The sequence below is a fragment of the Sphingomonas sp. EU05-FHT14C10 genome, assembly GCF_058790595.1.
Genome location: NZ_JBYTEN010000010.1, coordinates 35,936 through 52,841 on the forward strand (window position 1 = coordinate 35,936; position 16,906 = coordinate 52,841).

18 protein-coding genes are annotated in these 16,906 nt (G+C 62.8%); 4 read left to right on the forward strand and 14 right to left on the reverse strand.

Annotated elements, in window-relative coordinates:
- Positions 1–12: 12 nt before the first annotated feature.
- From AC3WT0_RS11460 to AC3WT0_RS11470, 3 genes are all read right to left on the reverse strand, one after another.
- Positions 13–1,332: a type II toxin-antitoxin system HipA family toxin gene (locus AC3WT0_RS11460; RefSeq protein ID WP_492753700.1), complete on the reverse strand. Its 1,320-nt coding sequence runs from the start codon at positions 1,330–1,332 to the stop codon at positions 13–15.
- A 3-nt stretch (positions 1,333–1,335) separates the two neighbouring features.
- Positions 1,336–1,683, reverse strand: a complete 348-nt coding sequence (locus AC3WT0_RS11465; protein WP_492753701.1) for a helix-turn-helix domain-containing protein — start codon at positions 1,681–1,683, stop codon at positions 1,336–1,338.
- A 268-nt stretch (positions 1,684–1,951) separates the two neighbouring features.
- Complete coding sequence (locus AC3WT0_RS11470) at positions 1,952–3,220, reverse strand: tyrosine-type recombinase/integrase (protein ID WP_492753733.1); 1,269 nt, start codon at positions 3,218–3,220, stop codon at positions 1,952–1,954.
- 458 nt (positions 3,221–3,678) lie between these two features.
- On the opposite strand from AC3WT0_RS11470, the gene AC3WT0_RS11475 reads away from it, so the two are divergent.
- From AC3WT0_RS11475 to AC3WT0_RS11490, 4 genes are read left to right on the forward strand one after another with little or no spacing between them, the layout of a single operon-like run.
- The gene (locus AC3WT0_RS11475) at positions 3,679–4,533 is read left to right on the forward strand and encodes a chromate resistance protein ChrB domain-containing protein (RefSeq protein WP_060978302.1); all 855 of its coding nucleotides are present in this window, start codon (positions 3,679–3,681) and stop codon (positions 4,531–4,533) included.
- Positions 4,530–5,942 carry a chromate efflux transporter gene (chrA, locus tag AC3WT0_RS11480; RefSeq protein WP_060978301.1) on the forward strand — a complete coding sequence of 471 codons (1,413 nt, stop codon included), beginning with the start codon at positions 4,530–4,532 and terminating at the stop codon, positions 5,940–5,942. The genes AC3WT0_RS11475 and chrA overlap by 4 nt, the downstream gene beginning before the upstream one ends.
- Positions 5,939–6,862, forward strand: a complete 924-nt coding sequence (locus tag AC3WT0_RS11485) for a DUF1259 domain-containing protein (protein WP_208597921.1) — start codon at positions 5,939–5,941, stop codon at positions 6,860–6,862. Before chrA ends, AC3WT0_RS11485 begins: the two co-directional genes overlap by 4 nt.
- A gap of 9 nt (positions 6,863–6,871) precedes the next feature.
- On the forward strand, positions 6,872–7,852 hold the full coding sequence (locus AC3WT0_RS11490) for a YncE family protein (RefSeq protein WP_060978300.1): 981 nt from the start codon (positions 6,872–6,874) through the stop codon (positions 7,850–7,852).
- A gap of 12 nt (positions 7,853–7,864) precedes the next feature.
- Here the strand turns inward: AC3WT0_RS11490 and AC3WT0_RS11495 are convergent, their stop codons facing one another.
- The 11 genes from AC3WT0_RS11495 to AC3WT0_RS11545 all read right to left on the reverse strand — a co-directional run bounded on the left by AC3WT0_RS11495 (position 7,865) and on the right by AC3WT0_RS11545 (position 16,862).
- Positions 7,865–8,131, reverse strand: coding sequence for a metal-sensing transcriptional repressor (locus AC3WT0_RS11495; protein WP_060978299.1), 267 nt, complete (start codon positions 8,129–8,131; stop codon positions 7,865–7,867).
- Positions 8,132–8,144: 13 nt separating this feature from the next.
- A complete protein-coding gene (locus tag AC3WT0_RS11500; RefSeq protein WP_492753702.1) occupies positions 8,145–9,020 on the reverse strand; it encodes a nickel/cobalt efflux transporter in 876 nt (291 codons plus the stop codon).
- Positions 9,021–9,147: 127 nt separating this feature from the next.
- Positions 9,148–9,438, reverse strand: coding sequence for a hypothetical protein (locus tag AC3WT0_RS11505; protein WP_060978297.1), 291 nt, complete (start codon positions 9,436–9,438; stop codon positions 9,148–9,150).
- Between the two features lie 267 nt (positions 9,439–9,705).
- Entirely contained in the window at positions 9,706–10,632 is a 927-nt protein-coding gene (locus tag AC3WT0_RS11510) for a DUF4198 domain-containing protein (protein WP_223811304.1), read from the reverse strand.
- Between the two features lie 9 nt (positions 10,633–10,641).
- Complete coding sequence (locus AC3WT0_RS11515; protein ID WP_060978296.1) at positions 10,642–11,166, reverse strand: DUF2271 domain-containing protein; 525 nt, start codon at positions 11,164–11,166, stop codon at positions 10,642–10,644.
- Between the two features lie 150 nt (positions 11,167–11,316).
- A complete protein-coding gene (hisD, locus tag AC3WT0_RS11520; RefSeq protein ID WP_060978295.1) occupies positions 11,317–12,633 on the reverse strand; it encodes a histidinol dehydrogenase in 1,317 nt (438 codons plus the stop codon).
- Between the two features lie 63 nt (positions 12,634–12,696).
- A complete protein-coding gene (locus AC3WT0_RS11525; RefSeq protein ID WP_223806831.1) occupies positions 12,697–13,101 on the reverse strand; it encodes a YqaA family protein in 405 nt (134 codons plus the stop codon).
- Between the two features lie 70 nt (positions 13,102–13,171).
- Positions 13,172–13,867 carry a VIT1/CCC1 transporter family protein gene (locus AC3WT0_RS11530; RefSeq protein ID WP_060978293.1) on the reverse strand — a complete coding sequence of 232 codons (696 nt, stop codon included), beginning with the start codon at positions 13,865–13,867 and terminating at the stop codon, positions 13,172–13,174.
- 119 nt (positions 13,868–13,986) lie between these two features.
- Positions 13,987–15,864 carry a heavy metal translocating P-type ATPase gene (locus AC3WT0_RS11535; RefSeq protein WP_060978292.1) on the reverse strand — a complete coding sequence of 626 codons (1,878 nt, stop codon included), beginning with the start codon at positions 15,862–15,864 and terminating at the stop codon, positions 13,987–13,989.
- 152 nt (positions 15,865–16,016) lie between these two features.
- Entirely contained in the window at positions 16,017–16,499 is a 483-nt protein-coding gene (locus AC3WT0_RS11540; protein ID WP_062344279.1) for an SRPBCC family protein, read from the reverse strand.
- Positions 16,500–16,529: 30 nt separating this feature from the next.
- Entirely contained in the window at positions 16,530–16,862 is a 333-nt protein-coding gene (locus tag AC3WT0_RS11545; protein ID WP_060977360.1) for a DUF190 domain-containing protein, read from the reverse strand.
- Positions 16,863–16,906: the final 44 nt, after the last annotated feature.

Genomic DNA, 16,906 nt, shown 5'->3' on the forward strand with positions numbered 1-16,906 from the left:
TATCGGCGTGAATCAGCCAGCTGCGACGATGGCAGTGCGAAATGCAGCCTTGGCGCGCCTGGAAAGGTCTATTGGGACGGCCGCGACATGCGCATGGCGATCCCAGTCCGCGACCGCCTTATGGGCCTTCTCCAGGATGGTTTTCGCGCGGGTCGACTTGACGTCGCAGAAGCTGGCAAATGCGAGCAGATCGTCGAGGGTGAAATCGGTGGTCTTGCCGTTGAGCGACATCTGATGCTCGCTCGTCCACGGCCCCGACGGATTGTGCGCATACGCCACATCGAATGCGGGTGACAGGCGCCACGCACCCTGTTGGTCCATCAGGAAGGCGATGTTTTTCACATGGTCGTCCTGGTTGCGAATCAGGATGTTGAAATAGGCCCGGCGCAGCTGTTCTTCGATCGCTTTCTGTCCGAGGCCAAGCTTGCGGATCGTCTCGATCGCCTGCTCGTAGGAATACGCACGAGCCAGGTTGAAATCGAAGTGCCGCATGGCACCGAGCGACAGCATGTGAATCTTGCCGCCGCTCCCGGTGCGGTCGAAACGCCTGGTCATGAAGTGCGCGCGTCCGCCTTCTTCGTGTAGCCGGCACGGCATCATCTCGATGCCGGCGTCGCGCGCGGCAAGATAGCAGGCATATTCCAGGCGACCGAAGCCTTTCGGGTCGGCCAGTTCCTTGTCGCCATTGTCGGCGACACCGTCAAATTTGAGCAGCCAGGATTCGAACCCCTCGGTCACCTGTACCTGGCCCGATCGAAATTCGCCGGTGGTCGGGTTCCAGGCCAGCACGGCCTTTGCTCGCGCGCCACCGGCCGAAGTGCCGACCTTCAGGATCTCCTGGAGTGCGGCTGCATCGTGCTTGCCATCCAGCTGGCCCTTGAGCGCCTCGCGCTGGGTCAGGATCGCCGAGGCCAGATCGACCAGGTGCGCGATCTCGACAGGCTCGCTCTTGCGATCGACATCGGCTTTGGCTGGACGGAATTCGAGTGCACCCATCCCGCGTACGCCCGTGTAGCAGAGCCGTTCGACCGGGTTCATGCTGCTCGCAGCCCGGCCCTGCTCGGCAAGCCAGCGGTCGATGAGCAGATTGCCGAACTTGTCGGGCAAGCTGTCCGACAGAAATCCCGGCAGACCCTTGAACGTCTCGCGCGACAGGTTGGGGAAATCGAACACGCCCGCGCGCAGCGGCACCGTAAGCGGCGCGATCTCGATCCGCGACGTCAGAAATTTCGGATCATATTCGAACGATCCGAGCTGGCGCTGATCGTCCCAGAGGACCGCACCGATCTGTCGGCCCCATAGCCAGACTTCCGCACGTGTAACGTCCGGCACCGATTATTCCTTCCCCCAGGACCAGGGCACATCGCCCCCGTCCGGCTCTTGCGGGCGCGCGCGCTCACGCTCGGTGCCTCGCGTCGTGTGTGCATCCATCGGGCTCAGGCGTGCGTCGGGTACGACGTCCAGCAAGCGATCTCCGATGTCGAGTGCGCGCAGCACGCGCGCCAGCGTCTCGATCGTGCCACCTCCCTTTTCCAGTTTACCAACGGTTCCCCGCCGGATTCCGGCTGCGTCCGCTATATCCTGCTGGCGCAGATTGCGTGACAGACGGTATTTCTCGATCCGCTCTCCAAGCGTTGCGAGCACATTGGCAATGGGTTGCTGCGCGATCTCATCATTAGGCACGGAAATGCGATCCTTATCTTGGTTTGAGTAGCGTAAGGACTATATAAGCGATCATAATGATCCTTTGCAATAAGGTTCGTTCTTGCGTACGCTGAGCCTAAATAAGATCATAAAGATCGCATAATCGTGCATTATCGGTGCGATCGAGCCGTCTTCCAATAGCTCCACTTACGGACCAGCCAAATGACCGGCGGTTTTCAGCATCGCTTGCCTCCGGCCCAAACGGTGAGAATGGGGCGGCAAAGCCGTAGGCAGCTACGTAATTTGCTCACTGGTTTTGGCGCCTGGCTCGCCCGCCGAAATCGATGGTCACCACCTTTCCGTCACCGGATGATTTGTCGCTCCCATTGTCGCCGTTGCGGAGTTGATCGAGATAATCGGACCAGTGTTGCATCATCCGCACGCGCTCCTCCCAATATTGTCCGCGGGCGTAGGCGCGTCGCACGCCGTTATTCTCCATGTGCGCAAGTTGCCGCTCGATCGCATCAGGATTCCATAGTCCCATCTCGTTGAGCAGCGTGGCCGCCATCGCGCGGAAGCCATGCGCGGTCATCTCGCTGCCGCTATAGCCCATCCGCCGGAGCGCGAAGGTGACGGTATTCTCCGACATGGGGCGCTTCCAGGTATGGGAAGCCGGGAAGACATAAGGGCTGTGGCCGGTCAGCGGTCGGATCTCGTCGAGCAGGTCGAGCACCTGGCGCGACAACGGCACCTGATGCGGCCAGCGCATCTTCATCTTTTCCGCCGGGATCGACCACACCGCGCGCTCCAGGTCGAACTCGCTCCATTCGGCGCGGCGCAGCTCCCCGGGGCGCACGAAGACATGCGGCGTCATCCGCAGCGCGAGCCTGGTGATCGCGTATCCGGGGCAATCGTCGATGTCCCGGAGCAGCTTGCCGACCTCCTTCGGGCGGGTGATCGCGGCGAAGTGCCTGGTCTTGGGAACGATGATCGCGCCGCGCAGGTCACGGGCGACGTCGACCTTCGCTCGCCCCGTGGCGATGCCGTACCGAAAGACGCGGCTGATCACGCTGCGCATACGTCGCGCGCTCTCATAGCGGCCGGTCGCCTCGATCTTGCGCAGGACCGCCAGCACCTCCTGCACCTCGATCTCGTGAAGCGGGAGATGGCCGAGAAACGGATAGACCTTCTCCAGCAGCCATCGGACCTTGCTGAGCGTTACTTCCGCCCGCTCCTCGCGGGTGATCTTGACGAACCATTCCTCGGCGACGCCCTTGAACGTGACATTGGCGTCGATCTGCGCACGCAGCTTCCGGCGCTTCTTCTCGACCATCGGGTCGACACCGTCGGCGATCATCTTTCGCGCGGAGTCGCGCTTGTCTCGCGCTTCTGCGAGGCTGACTTCCGGCCAGACGCCAAGAGCGAGGGTCTTCTGCTTGTCGAGGAAGCGATAGCCGACGCGCCAGTATTTGGCGCCGTTCGGCATTACCAGGAGGAAGAGAGATCGCTCGTCGTTGAGCTTGTAGGGCTTCGCCCGGGGCTGCGCATTCCTGATCGCGAGTGCGGTAAGAGCCATGATGGTATCTCCGTTCGAAAACGGGCGAATCCACTGCCGAATTATACCAGCAAAACTGATGGTATCTCGGCAAACCCGCCCAAATTTCGTCGGAAAAGATATTCGAAAAAGCGCAGTTTCCCCAGCCACTTGCGCGACGTCGACGGATGTCTGCGGATGGGGAAAGTGGTGCCCCAAGGCGGACGAAAGCGATGAATATGAATCGCCGCTTCTACTACCCTAGAGCCGCCATTTAACGCAAATGATCGCCTTCCTTCGTCCCCGGATTGCCCCCAGCGCTATGACCTAAAGGAACCGTTTTACTCATCCGTCGAGGAACGATCACCCTGCGGCAAACCATCACATCGAAAGGATTGACCGTCCATGCGGCATTTGCCATGATTTGAATATGGGGATCGCGGTCTCCCCACGAGGCGACAGGCTCAAGAATCGCGTCCTACTTTCAACAAGGACGCATCATGTCTGTTCTCAACACGATCTCACCGGATAAACTCGTTCGCTTGGTCGGTATTCCGACCGGGCCTGTTTTGATCGACGTTCGACCCGAGGAGGAATTCTCGGCCGAACCGCTGCTGATCCCTGGATCGTTGCGAAGGTCCGCCAGCGATGTCAGCGCCTGGGCACGAGCATTCCACGGCCAGTCGGTCGTTGTTGCTTGTCGGGACGGTGGATCGCTGAGCCAAGGCGTCGCCGCCCGGCTGCGCCACGACGGCGTGTCAGCGGAGGCGCTGGAGGGCGGTGTGGCCGGATGGGCGAACTCTGGTCTTCCAATGGTGCCGAACACCGTGCTGCCGCCCCGCGATGCCGAGGGACGGACCGTCTGGGTGACGCGCGGTCGCCCCAAGGTGGACCGGATCGCCTGCCCGTGGCTGATCCGCCGCTTCATCGATCCGAGCGCGATCTTCCTGTTCGTGGCGCCCTCCGAGGTTCAGGGCGTCGCCGAGCGCTTTGGCGCCGCTCCCTTCGACATCGAAGGCGAAGGCGTCACTTGGAGCCATCGGGGTGAGCTATGCACCTTCGACGTCATGGTCGAGGCATTCGGCCTCAGCGGTCATGAGTCACTCAAACGCCTCGCGCCGATCGTGCGCGGTGCCGATACCGGCCGCCCCGACCTCGTGCCCGAAGCGGACGGGTTGCTTGCCGCCTCGCTCGGCCTGTCGCGCATGTATGCCGACGATCAGGAACAGCTCGAGGCCGGGATGCTCCTCTACGACGCCTTCTATCGCTGGTGCCGCGACGCGACCGACGAAACCCATAATTGGGTCTCGCACCAGCCCGCGAAAGCCCGCGCCAAAGCGCAGGTGCGGCCATGAGCGGCGCGGTGACGGAACTGCCCGTAGGCAGCGAAGCAGGCACGCCGGATCACGGCATCACATTTGGTGAAGCCGTGCGCGTCTGGGCGCGGATCGCATCGCTGAGCTTCGGCGGCCCCGCTGGCCAGATCGCGGTAATGCACCGCATCCTCGTCGAGGAGAAGCACTGGATCGGTGAGGAGCGCTTTCTGCACGCGCTCAACTATTGCATGTTGCTGCCCGGCCCCGAAGCGCAGCAGCTTGCCGCCTATATCGGCTGGCTGCTTCACAAGACCAAGGGCGGTCTGGTCGCAGGCGGACTGTTCGTGCTGCCCGGCTTCCTCGCAATCCTGGGCCTCAGTTATCTCTATGTGCTGCTCGGCCATGTGCCGCTGATCACCGGGTTGTTCTTCGGCTTGAAGGCGGCGGTCCTCGCGGTGGTGATCCAGGCGGTGGTGCGGGTCGGATCGCGTGCTCTCAAGAACAACGTCATGCGCGGGATCGCGGCGGCCGCCTTTGTCGCGATCTTTTTCCTCAATGCGCCTTTTCCGCTGATCGTCCTAGCGGCGGGCATCGGCGGCTATGTCGGCGGACGGCTGGGCTTGTCGGCCTTCAAGGGCGGCGGCGGACATGGGAGCGCGGGCGGGAATGTCGTCCATGACCGCGATACCGCGCTCGGCGAAAGCCTGCCGGATCATGCCAAGCCCAACCTTGGCTGGTCGCTCAAGATTTCCGGGACATTCCTGTTCCTTTGGCTCGCGCCGGTCATCGCGCTGCTGGTGCTTCTCGGCCCCGATGACGTGTTCACGCGCATCGCAACCTTCTTCAGCCAGATGGCGATGGTTACATTCGGCGGCGCTTATGCCGTGCTGGCTTATGTCGCGCAGGAAGCGGTAGGCACCTATCATTGGCTCAGGCCCGGCGAGATGCTCGACGGCCTTGGCCTGGCCGAGACGACGCCGGGGCCGCTGATCATGGTCACGCAGTTCGTCGGCTTCCTCGCGGCGTTTCGCGATGCGGGCGCATTGCCGCAATTGGTCGCGGCCACGCTGGGCGCGATCCTGACGACATGGGTGACGTTCATGCCCTGCTTCCTGTGGATCTTCGCGGGTGCGCCGTTCGTCGAGCAGTTGCGCGGCAACCGGACGCTCTCGGCCGCACTCAGCGCGATCACGGCGGCCGTCGTGGGCGTGATCCTCAACCTTGCCGTCTGGTTTGCGATCCACACCTTGTTCCAGGACGTGCGGGTGGTCCGGGTCGCGCGGTTCGCCTTCGACTTCCCGGTTCTGACCTCGCTTTACCTCCCGGCGGCGCTGCTGGCCGCCGGCGCCGCGATAGCCGTGTTCCGGTTCAAGGTCGGGATGATCCCGGTCCTCGCGGCAAGTTCCGCGATCGGTGCGGCCCTCTATCTGTCAGGCGTGGTCCAATGATCCCGCTGCTGCTCAAGGAGATCATGATGAAGCGTATCACCACGTTCGGCCTGTTGGGGCTTCTCGCTCTGAGTTCGCCCGCATTGGCGGCTGAACCCTGGGAACAGGCGGTCGCCACCGCCATCGGCAAACCGGGCGCCGAGATGCCGGGCGGTGTCTATCGCATCGGCCTGCCGCGCAGCGACCTGCATGTGGTGCTCGACGGCGTGACCTTGAAACCGGCGCTGGCGCTCGGCTCCTGGCTGGCGTTCGTACCGCATGGCGGGGGTCAGGCGATGGTCATGGGCGATCTGGTGCTCACCGATACCGAAGTGAATCCGGTGATGGCCAAGCTTGTCGCCGGCGGAATCGAGATCACCGCGCTCCACAACCATCTGCTGCGGAACACACCCCACACCATGTATATGCACATCGCCGGGCATGGCGATCCGGCGCAACTCGCCAAGGTGCTGCACGATGCGCTGGCGCTGAGCGGCACGCCCTTGTCCGCGCCTCCGGCGGCAAGCCCCGCCGCGCCGGAGACGATCGACCTCGACACCGCCGCGCTCGACCGCATCATGGGCCACAAGGGCAAGATCGGCGGCGGCGTCTATGCATTCGGCATTCCCCGTGCCGAGGCACCGCGCGATGGTGGGATGGCGTTACCGCCCGCGATGGGCGCGGCCATCGCCATCAACTTCCAGCCAACCGGCGGCGGCAAGGCGGCGATCACCGGCGACTTCGTGCTGACAGCGTCGGAGGTCAATCCGGTGCTGCGCGAGTTGCGGCAGAACGGGATCGAGGTGACGGCGCTCCACAACCACATGCTCGACGACGAGCCGCGCCTGTTCTTCATGCACTTCTGGGCCAATGACGACGCGCAGAAGCTCGCGCGCGGGTTGACCGCCGCGCTCAGCCATGTCGCGGTCGCGGCGAACTAGGGCGCAGCGATGAAACCCTGGAGGGGATGTGCAGCGGCACTGCTGCTGGCGCTGCCGGGGTGCAGCCAGGCACAACCGACCGATCCGCACTCCCCTCTCGTGCTGGAGCGAACGATCTCGCTCCCCGACACCAGGGGGCGCATCGACCATCTGGCGGTCGATCTGGCGGACCATCGGCTGTTCGTTGCCGAGATCGCCAACGGCACGGTCGATGAGGTCGATCTTGAGGCCGGCAAGGTCATCGGCCGCATCGCCGGCCTTGGCGAACCGCAGGGCGTCGCCTGGCTTCCGGCGACCCACGAATTGGTGGTCGCCTGCGGTGACGGCTCGGTCCGCTTCTATGACACAGAGCTTCACGAGCGGGCGCGGATCGCGCTTGAGGACGATGCCGACAATGTGCGGGTCGATCCGCGCAACGGCCATGTCATCGTCGGCTATGGCAAGGGCGGCCTCGCCACGATCGATCCCGTCCGTCACACGGTTCTCGCCCGATTGGCGCTGCCCGGCCATCCGGAGGGGTTTCGGCTGTCCGGATCGCGCGCCTATATCAATATCCCCGATGACGGCTCGGTGATCGCGGCCGACATCGACCAGGGAAAACAACTGGCACGCTGGCCGACCGGACTGCACCGGCTTAACTTCCCGATGGCGGTCGAGCCGTCAGGCAACCGGATCGTGATCGCCTATCGGCTCCCGGCGGCGCTGGCGACGATCGATACAGCGAGCGGCCAAACGCTCTCCCTCGGATCAGCTTGCGGTGATGCCGACGATCTATTCCTGGTGCGCGATCATATCCTGCTGGTCTGCGGCGCCGGCCATGTCGATGTGATCGGCGCCGATGGACAGAGCGCGTGGGCGCAAACTGCTGGCGGCGCACGCACCGGGCTCTATGTGCCGGAGCTGGACCGATTGTTCGTGGCGGTTCCGGCCCATGGTCATCCCGCCGCGATCTGGGCGCTCAAACTGAATCTCGCGCAGCCCCAGCGCTGAAGCACGGCGGCGTCAGAGATATTTGGCCAGTTCACCCAGCTTAGCCAGTTCGTCGCGCGTCGCCTTGGGCAACGGCCCGACCAGTTCCTCCAGATGATGTTCGATATGATCGCTGACCAGCAGTGTCTTGGTCTTGTCGAGCGCAGCGACCACCGCCTGCATCTGCTGCGCGATCTGGAGGCCGTCCCGGCCTTCGGCAACCATTTCGACGATCTTGGCGAGATGGCCCTGCGCGCGCTTCAGGCGGTTGAGAAGATCGGGATTGGCGGCATGGCTCATGCAAATGTCCTGCTCAATGCGGTAGCGCGATCCATCCGTGAACGGCGACATAGAGGCCGACGATCAGGATGACCCCACCCGAAACATAGGGCGCCTTGCGGACGATCTCGCCAAAACCGCTCCAGCGCTTCGTCACCTGCTTGACGCCGATCGCGGCGATGACGCCCGACGCGACCATGGTGATGGCAAGCCCGATGCTAAAGCACAACACCAGCACGGCGCCCAGCGCGAGCCGCTGGAGCTGGAGGCAGAGCAGCAGCACGGTGATCGCGCCCGGGCATGGGATCAGACCGCCGGTCAGGCCGAACAGGATGATCTGGCCGGTGGTGACATTGCTGTTCGCGAAGCGGCGCCGGATGTCCTCTGCATGGGCCATTTCGTGCGCATCGACAAAGCCGCCGGTCGCAACCTCCAGGCCGCGTTCCTCGGCTTCCTCGAATTCTTCATGTTCATGGTGGTCGTGATCGCCGTGATGATTATGCCCGTGGCCGTGGGAGTGGCCGTGATGGTGCCCATGATCGTGGTGATAGTGTTCGGCTGCAATCTGCTCGCGGCGGGTGCGCCATAGCATCCAGGCGGCGATCACGACGATCAGCACGCCGGATGCGAGCTGGAAATAGGGTTCGGTCGCTTCCGCGTTGAGGCCGCCGAACAGCCACATGCCGCCGAGCGCCACGACCCAGACCACGACCGTATGGGAGAGCGTCGCCGCCAAACCCAGCAGCACGGCCTGGCGCACTGTTCCCCTGACCGCGATGATGAAGGCCGCCATCATCGTCTTCGAATGGCCCGGTTCGAGCCCGTGCAGCGCGCCGAGCAAGATGGCGGTAGGCACAAACAGCCACGCATGGGCGGCGCTTTGTTGAAGCAGGTCTGCAAGAGAGGTCATGGCGTGGCGTTTAGCATGAGCTTTCGCATCATCCCATCCCCCTGGATAGGATATTTATCGATAAACGAACCTTATTGTGTTCTGGAGATTACTCCTCATCGCCTGATGAGCATCGGCGCCCGCTGGCTCAATCTACAAGTAGCGCGAGATTGCCTTGAAACCCTCGATCGCCCTGTTCGAGGGCGATCGGCGGTTCGCGGTGGTGGTCCGCTTGCCGGATGCCCAGCGCGACGATCTTGAAACGCTTGGCGTCATCCCGGTCATGCTGCCGGCGGCCGAAGGCCAGGCTGGTGCTGCCGGCGATTACGGCTTGGACAGCCCGCCTGAAGATCGGTCCCATGCCAAAGGCCAAGTTGGCGACCTCGTAGGCAAACGCAATGCCGGTGCCCGGATGGGCATCGGCATTGTGATCCAGCAAATATCAAGCCGGTCAGACTGCACCGTCCCTTCGGAATGCTGGTCGCGGATACGTAGCCAGAATCTCCGCAATCGATTTGAACTCCATGACCGTCATCGATCGCCGTTGTCACTACGCTGGCGTAGCAAAGGCGGTTTATAGGTCATTTTCGGCGGAAACCAACGGTATGTGGTGACCCGCGATGATGAACACTACATTTACGCTGTAACACCGCCCTAATGCTTGCACATTCGAATCAATTCGGATGGGCCGCCGCCGCAGTCGAGTCTATGACGGAAGAACTTCGACAGTCATGGAATAAGACGATCGTGGCCGCGGTGGCGCAATCGGGCGCGGTGCTCCTTCGCCTCCGGGCAGATTACCAGCAGCCAGTGGCTGTTCAGCCTTGGCACTGGCTTGGGGCGCAGAACCACCGGGGCCGGCCGCGCTCCGTCCACCGCCGCTGGCGACGTTTACCCACCACATACCGGCGTCCGGCCAAGTGATCGTGACCTTGCCCTCGGCATCGGTCGTGAGATCAAGCTGCTGAATGCCATCGCGATAGCGAACGCCACCGTTTACCGCGCTCACGGAAAGGTCGGCCGCCGGCTTGCCATCAAGCAGGAACTGGAAAGTGGCAGCCTCGCCGCTCGCCAGTTCGGTAGGGTGCGTAACCGGAACCATCTCAAGTCCCTTGCCGGTCGGCTTGAAAACCGCGGTGGTCGGCTCTCCAGCGGTCGCAAAGGTCTCGATGCGGCTCGTATTGACCGCGCTCCATACATCGGTCGCCCCGGCGGGCACAGCTTGAGCGAGCGTTGCAGGCGTGGTCCCGCGCGGAAGCATCTTCCGTTCTCCGTTCAGCAGGTAGCTGCCGCTCACCGATTCAGAAACGATTGCGATCTTGTAGGTGCCGGGCTGCACGACATGGACATCGAAAGTCTGACGCAGGCGGCCCTTCGCGCTGTTCTCGACCGCTACCTTGCTGCCATCCGGCGCGAGCGCGAACGGTTCCCAATTCTGCACGGCGTGATCGAAATAATAGAGGTCCGTCGATAGGGCCGCATCGACCGTCAGCCATTCGTCGCCGCTACCGACGAACATGGTCTCGGAAGGAAGCATCCACGACCGGGGCGCTGCCTCGACAGCGATCGGCGCAAGCGCGGCTCCCATGGCGAGGGCCGACAGGATCGACGTGCGGATCATCTTCACAGGCATAGCTCCCCCTTAACGCCGGGCGTTCAGTGAGACGCGGCCAAGCTCGAACTTGCCGCTCGTCGATGCAGTTGCCTGGGTTCCCGACCAGGTGAAGGGCAGACGCACCGCTTCGCGTCCACCGGCCTCGCGTGCTGCTTCGACGACGAGGACATAGTTCCCCGGTGTCAGCGCGGGCATACCTCCCCGACCGGCGGTGAAGCTGAGCGTATGCGATCCGGCCGGACGGGTTGCGCCGCTCACGCCGTCGGCAGGAACACTGAGCATTCGTCCGGCAGCACGCCACCAAAGACGCACGTCGCGCAGCCATTTGGCGCCCGCATTGTTGCGCTTGTCGACATCATAGAGAATGCTGAGGGTCCGGGGAGCGCTGCCCGCCTTCTCCAGCCAGACCGCCACATAGGGGCGATGATATTCGGCAACCGACAATCGCGGCAGCGTGAACGAAAGGTCAATCGTCTGCGCGCCAGCTGGCGTTACCCCAAAGCCGCTCGAGCCGAGAGCCGCCGCAGTCAATCCCGTCAAGCGAAAACGCATGCATATATCCCTGATTTCGATTGCTTCTAAGAAGCCCAAGGTCCAATTCAACATCACCCACGTAGCGCAAACAATTCGCATTCGCAACAAAAGGGACTTGCGTTCATCAATATTGCATCGTCAAATGGGAAGAGCGCATGTTCGTGCACCTTAACTCCGATTGTAAGAACGGCTATTCCATTCAAGACGGCGACCCACAGATGCAGCATGGGCGGGCAGTCCTTCAGCCTCGGCAAGGGTCACGGCTGCACGACCGAGTTCTCGTAAAGCCCGTTCGTCCAGCTCGATAACGCTGGTGCGCTTCATGAAATCAAGCACCGATAGTCCTGAGGCGAACCGCGCCCGGCGCCCTGTTGGCAGGACGTGATTGGGGCCAGCGATATAGTCGCCGATAGCTTCCGGCGTATGCTGGCCGAGAAAGACCGAGCCAGCATGTGCGACACGGTCAAAAAGATGGCGAGGTCGAGGGGTGGCGATCTGGAGATGTTCGGGCGCAAGCGCATCGATGAGTGGTATGGCATCGTCGAGAGCAGGGACGACAATGATCGCGCCATGCGCTTCCCACGAGGAACGCGCCACCGCCGAAGTGGCGAGGGTGCCGAGTTGCACTTCGACCGCCGCAGCGACGTGGTCGGCGAAGGCCCGATCGTTGGTGATGAGGATCGACTGGCTCGTCGGATCATGTTCGGCCTGACTGAGAAGGTCGGCGGCGATGCAATCCGCATCGTTCGCTCCATCCGCCAGGACGACAATCTCGGATGGACCCGCGACCATGTCGATTCCCACGACACCGTAAACCTGCCGCTTGGCTTCGGCGACCCAGGCATTGCCCGGACCGGTGATGACATCGACGCGTGGGATCGACCCAGTGCCGTAAGCCAGCGCGGCGACCGCTTGTGCACCGCCAATCGGACGCACCTCGTCAATGCCGGCGAGGTAGGCCGCCGCCAGCACCAGCGGGTTGGCGATGCCATCGGGCATCGGGGTCGCCATCACCACGCGACTTACGCCCGCAACGGCGGCAGGAATCGCGTTCATCAGCACCGATGAGGGATAAGTGGCTCGGCCCCCCGGCACATAGATACCGGCGCTTTCCACTGCCCGCCATCGCGCGCCGAGCCGGACGCCAGCACCGTCCACATAGTCGCTGTCCGTGGGCAACTGCCTTTCATGGTAGGTGGCAATCCGCCGCGCGGCAAGTTCCAGGGCCATACGCAAGTCAGGGTCGAGGTCGCGGAACACCCTCTCGCAAACGTCGCGGCCGATCGTCCATCCGGTCTGGTCGAGGTCGTGCCGATCCCACTTCCAAGTATAGGCGCGCAACGCATCGTCGCCGTCCCGGCGAACAGCCGCGATCACCTCGCGCACGACCACCGAGACATCCTCGTCGGCTTCGCGCCGCGCTTCCACCAGTGCGTCAAAATCCAATTTGAAATCAGGGGCGTCCGCAAAAAATCTTCGAACCATGCTTCACACTTCCACTTGTTGGGCGCTGAATTTGGTGAGGCGACACGCAGCAGCTTTCGCAGATTACCGCACAGCCTCGACCGCGATCAGCAGCACGGCATAGCGCCCGCCTTTGGCCAGCAACACCAGCGGCAGGAAGACCCGTAAAGGCGTGCGTAGCAATCCGGCCGCAAAGGTTAGCGGATCTCCTACAATCGGCGCCCAGGAAAGCAGGAGAGACCATTTGCCCCACCGGGCATACCAGCAAACGGCCTTCTCGACCGTGGCGGCCTTGAACGGAAACCAGCGCCGGTCGCGCAGCCGTTCGAAACCGCGTCCGAGCAGCCAATTGAAAAGCGAACCGAGCGTGTTTCCTGCCGTCGCACTTAACAGCAGCAGGAGCAGATCGTATCGCCCACTGATCGCCATCGCCGAGAGCAGGATTTCGGACTGTGCAGGCAGCAGGGTCGCGGCGACGAACGCTGTCACGAACAACCCGGCATAGGGCGCCGCTATAGCGATCATCGCGATCGACAGAAGGCATAGCGGTTCGCATCCTTCACTGCACAGTCGTGCCGAACAGGTGGCCGATGCCCGCCGTGGCTGCCAGCGCGATCGCGCCCCAGAAGGTCACCCGCACCGCGCCACGCCACATCGACGCGCCGCCTGCCCTTGCGCCGATCGCGCCGAGAATGGCGAGGAGGACGAGCGTCGCGATCGTGATTGCGATGACCAGCGAGGCGCGCGGGACCACGCCGACCATTAACACCGGTATGATCGCACCTGCGCAGAAGGTTGCCGCCGACGCCAGTGCCGCCTGGATCGGCCGTGCCGCCAATTCGGACGTGATGCCAAGCTCGTCACGCATGTGCGCGCCGACCGGATCGCTGCGCATCAACTGCTCGGCGACCTGGACGGCGAGGTCGGGTGCAAGCCCGCGCGCTTCATAGACAGCGGCCAGTTCGCGGCGTTCCTCCTCGGGGTCTGATGCATGTTCGCGCGTTTCGCGCAGCCGGTCGGAGCCTTCGACATCGGCCTGACTGCTCACCGAGACATACTCACCCGCCGCCATCGAGATTGCGCCGGCGATAAGCGCTGCGACGCCGGTCAGCATTACCGTCGACGAACTCGTCTGGGCCGAAGCGATGCCGACCACCAGGCTGGAGGTTGAAATGATGCCGTCATTAGCGCCGAGCACTGCCGCTCGCAGCCAGCCGACCCGCTGCACCAGATGCCGTTCGCTCGGATGTCGCATGCCTCAGTCTCCCTGCCTCGTTCGCGATGGGCATCCAGTGAGACGCCCATGGCGCGGACTGTTTCCGCACTTATGCCCGAAGGACTCAGCACTCGGTGGCCAACGCCGAGACCCCTCCATCATGCTTCCGCAATCCTGACGCGCAGAAGCTTGACCGAATTAAGGAACACGAGAACGTCTGGTCCCAGATGGATGAACGCCGCCTGGATTGGTCCAATCCAGCCCATGAGCGCGGCGGTGATGCCAAGCACATGGACCACTCCGACACCGACCCAGAGATTTTCCTGGACGGTCCGATAGGCGCGACGCGCGATAGTGCGCGCGCCAACAATCTTGCCGAGGTCGTCGGTCATCAGTGCGATGTCAGCGGCTTCCAACGCCGCCTGCGTGCCGCCGCCGCCCATGGCGATGCCAATGTCGGCACGCGCGAGTGCCGGCGCGTCGTTGACGCCGTCACCCACCATCGCAACCTTATAGCCGCGCTTCTGCAAGTCGGCGATCATGGCGACTTTGTCTTCGGGCATCAGGTCGGCCTTGACCTCATCGACACCCAAGTCTCTCGCAATCGCGTTAGCAGTCGTCTGATTGTCGCCGGTCAGCATGACGATATGTCTGACGCCATTTTCCTTCAAAGCGGCGATGGCTTCTCGCGCCCCTGGGCGCAGCGTATCGGCGATGAAGATGATCCCGCAAAACCGGCCGTCAACCGCGACGTGGACGGGCGTGCGATCCCGATCTTCGACAGCATAGGCGATGGACACGCCGTTCTCGCGAAGTAAAGCCGGATTACCTACGAGAACGGTTCTGCCTTCCACGGTCGCCCTAACGCCTCGACCCTGAACCTGCTCGTAGTTTTCCGGTTCCGGCACTGTGATTCCGTCCTCGGCGGCCGCCTCGACCACCGCCTTGGCCAAAGGGTGGGCTGAGCGGCGATCGGCGGCGGCCGCGATCCGCAGCAGTGTCGTTTCCGAAAAATCTGGATTGGTCACCTTGACGTCGACCACTAACGGCTTGTTGGCGGTCAGCGTGCCGGTCTTGTCAAAGGCGATCGCGTCTGCCTTGGCGAGTTGCTCAAGATAGAGCCCGCCCTTGATGAGAATGCCGCTGCGAGCAGCCCTGGCAATCGCGGCGATCATGACGATCGGCGTCGCCAGGCCAAGCTCTGCCGGCGAGGTGAAGATCAACAAGGTCACGATCTTGGAGACGTCGCGCGTCACCAGAAAAACGACGATCAGGAAGACGAACACGACCGGGATCAGCCATCCCGCGACCTTGTCGGCCAGCTTCTGCACGGGGGCAGCCTCGGCTTCGGCATTTTCGACCAGCGCGATGATGCGGGAGAAGATCGTATCGCCGCCGACCTTTTCGGTTCGGATGTCGAGCGCGCCGGCTTCAACGATGGTGCCGGCGAACACCTCTGCACCCTCCGTCTTGTCCTGGGGGACGCTTTCACCGGTGATCGGTGCCTGGTTGACCGAGGCTCGCCCGCCGACGACCACGCCATCGACCGGGATTTTCTCGCCGGTTCGCGCGAGGACGATGTTGCCCGCCTTGAGCGCCGCGATCGGCACCGTGCGCTCCGACCCGTTATCCCGCACGATCGCGGTTTGGGGCACGGACCCGATCAGCGCCTTGATCGAGGCGCGAGCGCGATCGGTATTGAGGTCGGCAATGAACTCCGCAATGAGAATGATGACCATTAGGACGGCGCCGGCCACAGTTTCGCCGCCGAATATCGCGACAATGGTCGCGATCGTCACGAAGATCTCGGTGCCGATCTTACGTTCAGTTATGAGGTCGGCGAGCCCTGTCCTGACCAGCGGATAGAGGCCGATGACGACCGCAGCCCAAAGCACCTGGATCGGCACAAGCTGTTGCCAATACAGCAGCGCCACCGTGCCGGTAAGCAGTATCCGGCCAATTTCGATCCAGCGTTCCCGTGTCATCAGGTCGCGCCAGGTCGCACCGTCTTCCCGGGGTTCAACTGCCTCACTCATCGTAACGCTGCCTCCTGTCGCTTCATTTTTCCGTTCGCCCGATAGAGGCTCCCGTTTCCCGCACCCTGAGGGGACATTTCGCCGCGAGCGCGGGGGCGAGCGCCCGCGGCGTGGTTCAGACCTCAAGGGGCAGGCCCGAACCAATCTCGATTTTAAGCACCGGAGCGAAAGCCCTTCCTGGCGCGACGCCTGGGTGCAGTTGACGGCCTGCGGAGCGCAAGATGCCGCGCGAGCAAGCGGTCCTCGGCCCTGAGCAACGAACCGAAAAGTCGCTTCGCACCTTTGAGCGGCAGCAAGGATAAAAGCCCCGTGCAGCGGAAACTGTGGACCACGCGCGCGCCTGGGGGGATTGCAGAGAGCAGGTAGCTTTCCTCCAGTGCGAAAAGCTTTCCCAGACCGAAGCGCAGGGCAAAGCACCGCTGCTCATCTACCGTTACAATGCGGGCATCGACGGTTCGGAAAGGCGCATTGCCTGTCTTCATGCGGAACGAATAATCGACCTTTGTATCCGACGTCAGCGAACCGGTTATTCTGACGAAAGGATGCCAGCGAGGGTAATCGTCAAACCTCGTGATGGCGGTCCAAACCCGCGGAAGCGACGTGTGGATGACGGTTTCATTCTCGACGGTGAACATGGCTCAGCTCCCGACGTCTCGACGGCCTTTTCAGGCTTGATCGTCGCGCGCGCCGAGCAATGTCTCGACCGGCGCGATCGTGATGAGCCCGATGCTACGTATGGTGTTGATCTCCGTCACGAACGTCCGAAGGCGCTCGTCTTCGTCGACGATTTCAACGACCAGGGGATCATTGCGATCGAGGAAGCCAGAGGCATGAATCAGTTTGGAATGCCCGAAGCCGACACGCCCGTTCAGGACCGTCACTCCAAGCAGTTTATGCGCTTTCGCCTTCTCCAGAATCACCTCGAACACGGGACGGTCGCCGCTCATCGCCAGTTCATCGGTGAAGATACGGAGCAAGGAATAGGATTTGGCTGTCATAACGCTGTCCTCTCTTCGTTTCGTGTCGAGGGGCCGACGACGTT

Excerpts from the sequence above, each read along its gene's own strand:
- AC3WT0_RS11470 (WP_492753733.1), bottom strand. The coding sequence starts at position 3,220 with ATGGCTCTTACCGCACTCGCGATCAGGAATGCGCAGCCCCGGGCGAAG.
- AC3WT0_RS11475 (WP_060978302.1), top strand. The coding sequence starts at position 3,679 with ATGTCTGTTCTCAACACGATCTCACCGGATAAACTCGTTCGCTTGGTC.
- chrA (WP_060978301.1), top strand. The coding sequence starts at position 4,530 with ATGAGCGGCGCGGTGACGGAACTGCCCGTAGGCAGCGAAGCAGGCACG.
- AC3WT0_RS11485 (WP_208597921.1), top strand. The coding sequence starts at position 5,939 with ATGATCCCGCTGCTGCTCAAGGAGATCATGATGAAGCGTATCACCACG.
- AC3WT0_RS11490 (WP_060978300.1), top strand. The coding sequence starts at position 6,872 with ATGAAACCCTGGAGGGGATGTGCAGCGGCACTGCTGCTGGCGCTGCCG.
- AC3WT0_RS11495 (WP_060978299.1), bottom strand. The coding sequence starts at position 8,131 with ATGAGCCATGCCGCCAATCCCGATCTTCTCAACCGCCTGAAGCGCGCG.
- AC3WT0_RS11500 (WP_492753702.1), bottom strand. The coding sequence starts at position 9,020 with ATGACCTCTCTTGCAGACCTGCTTCAACAAAGCGCCGCCCATGCGTGG.
- AC3WT0_RS11510 (WP_223811304.1), bottom strand. The coding sequence starts at position 10,632 with ATGCCTGTGAAGATGATCCGCACGTCGATCCTGTCGGCCCTCGCCATG.
- AC3WT0_RS11515 (WP_060978296.1), bottom strand. The coding sequence starts at position 11,166 with ATGCGTTTTCGCTTGACGGGATTGACTGCGGCGGCTCTCGGCTCGAGC.
- hisD (WP_060978295.1), bottom strand. The coding sequence starts at position 12,633 with ATGGTTCGAAGATTTTTTGCGGACGCCCCTGATTTCAAATTGGATTTT.
- AC3WT0_RS11530 (WP_060978293.1), bottom strand. The coding sequence starts at position 13,867 with ATGCGACATCCGAGCGAACGGCATCTGGTGCAGCGGGTCGGCTGGCTG.
- AC3WT0_RS11535 (WP_060978292.1), bottom strand. The coding sequence starts at position 15,864 with ATGAGTGAGGCAGTTGAACCCCGGGAAGACGGTGCGACCTGGCGCGAC.
- AC3WT0_RS11540 (WP_062344279.1), bottom strand. The coding sequence starts at position 16,499 with ATGTTCACCGTCGAGAATGAAACCGTCATCCACACGTCGCTTCCGCGG.
- AC3WT0_RS11545 (WP_060977360.1), bottom strand. The coding sequence starts at position 16,862 with ATGACAGCCAAATCCTATTCCTTGCTCCGTATCTTCACCGATGAACTG.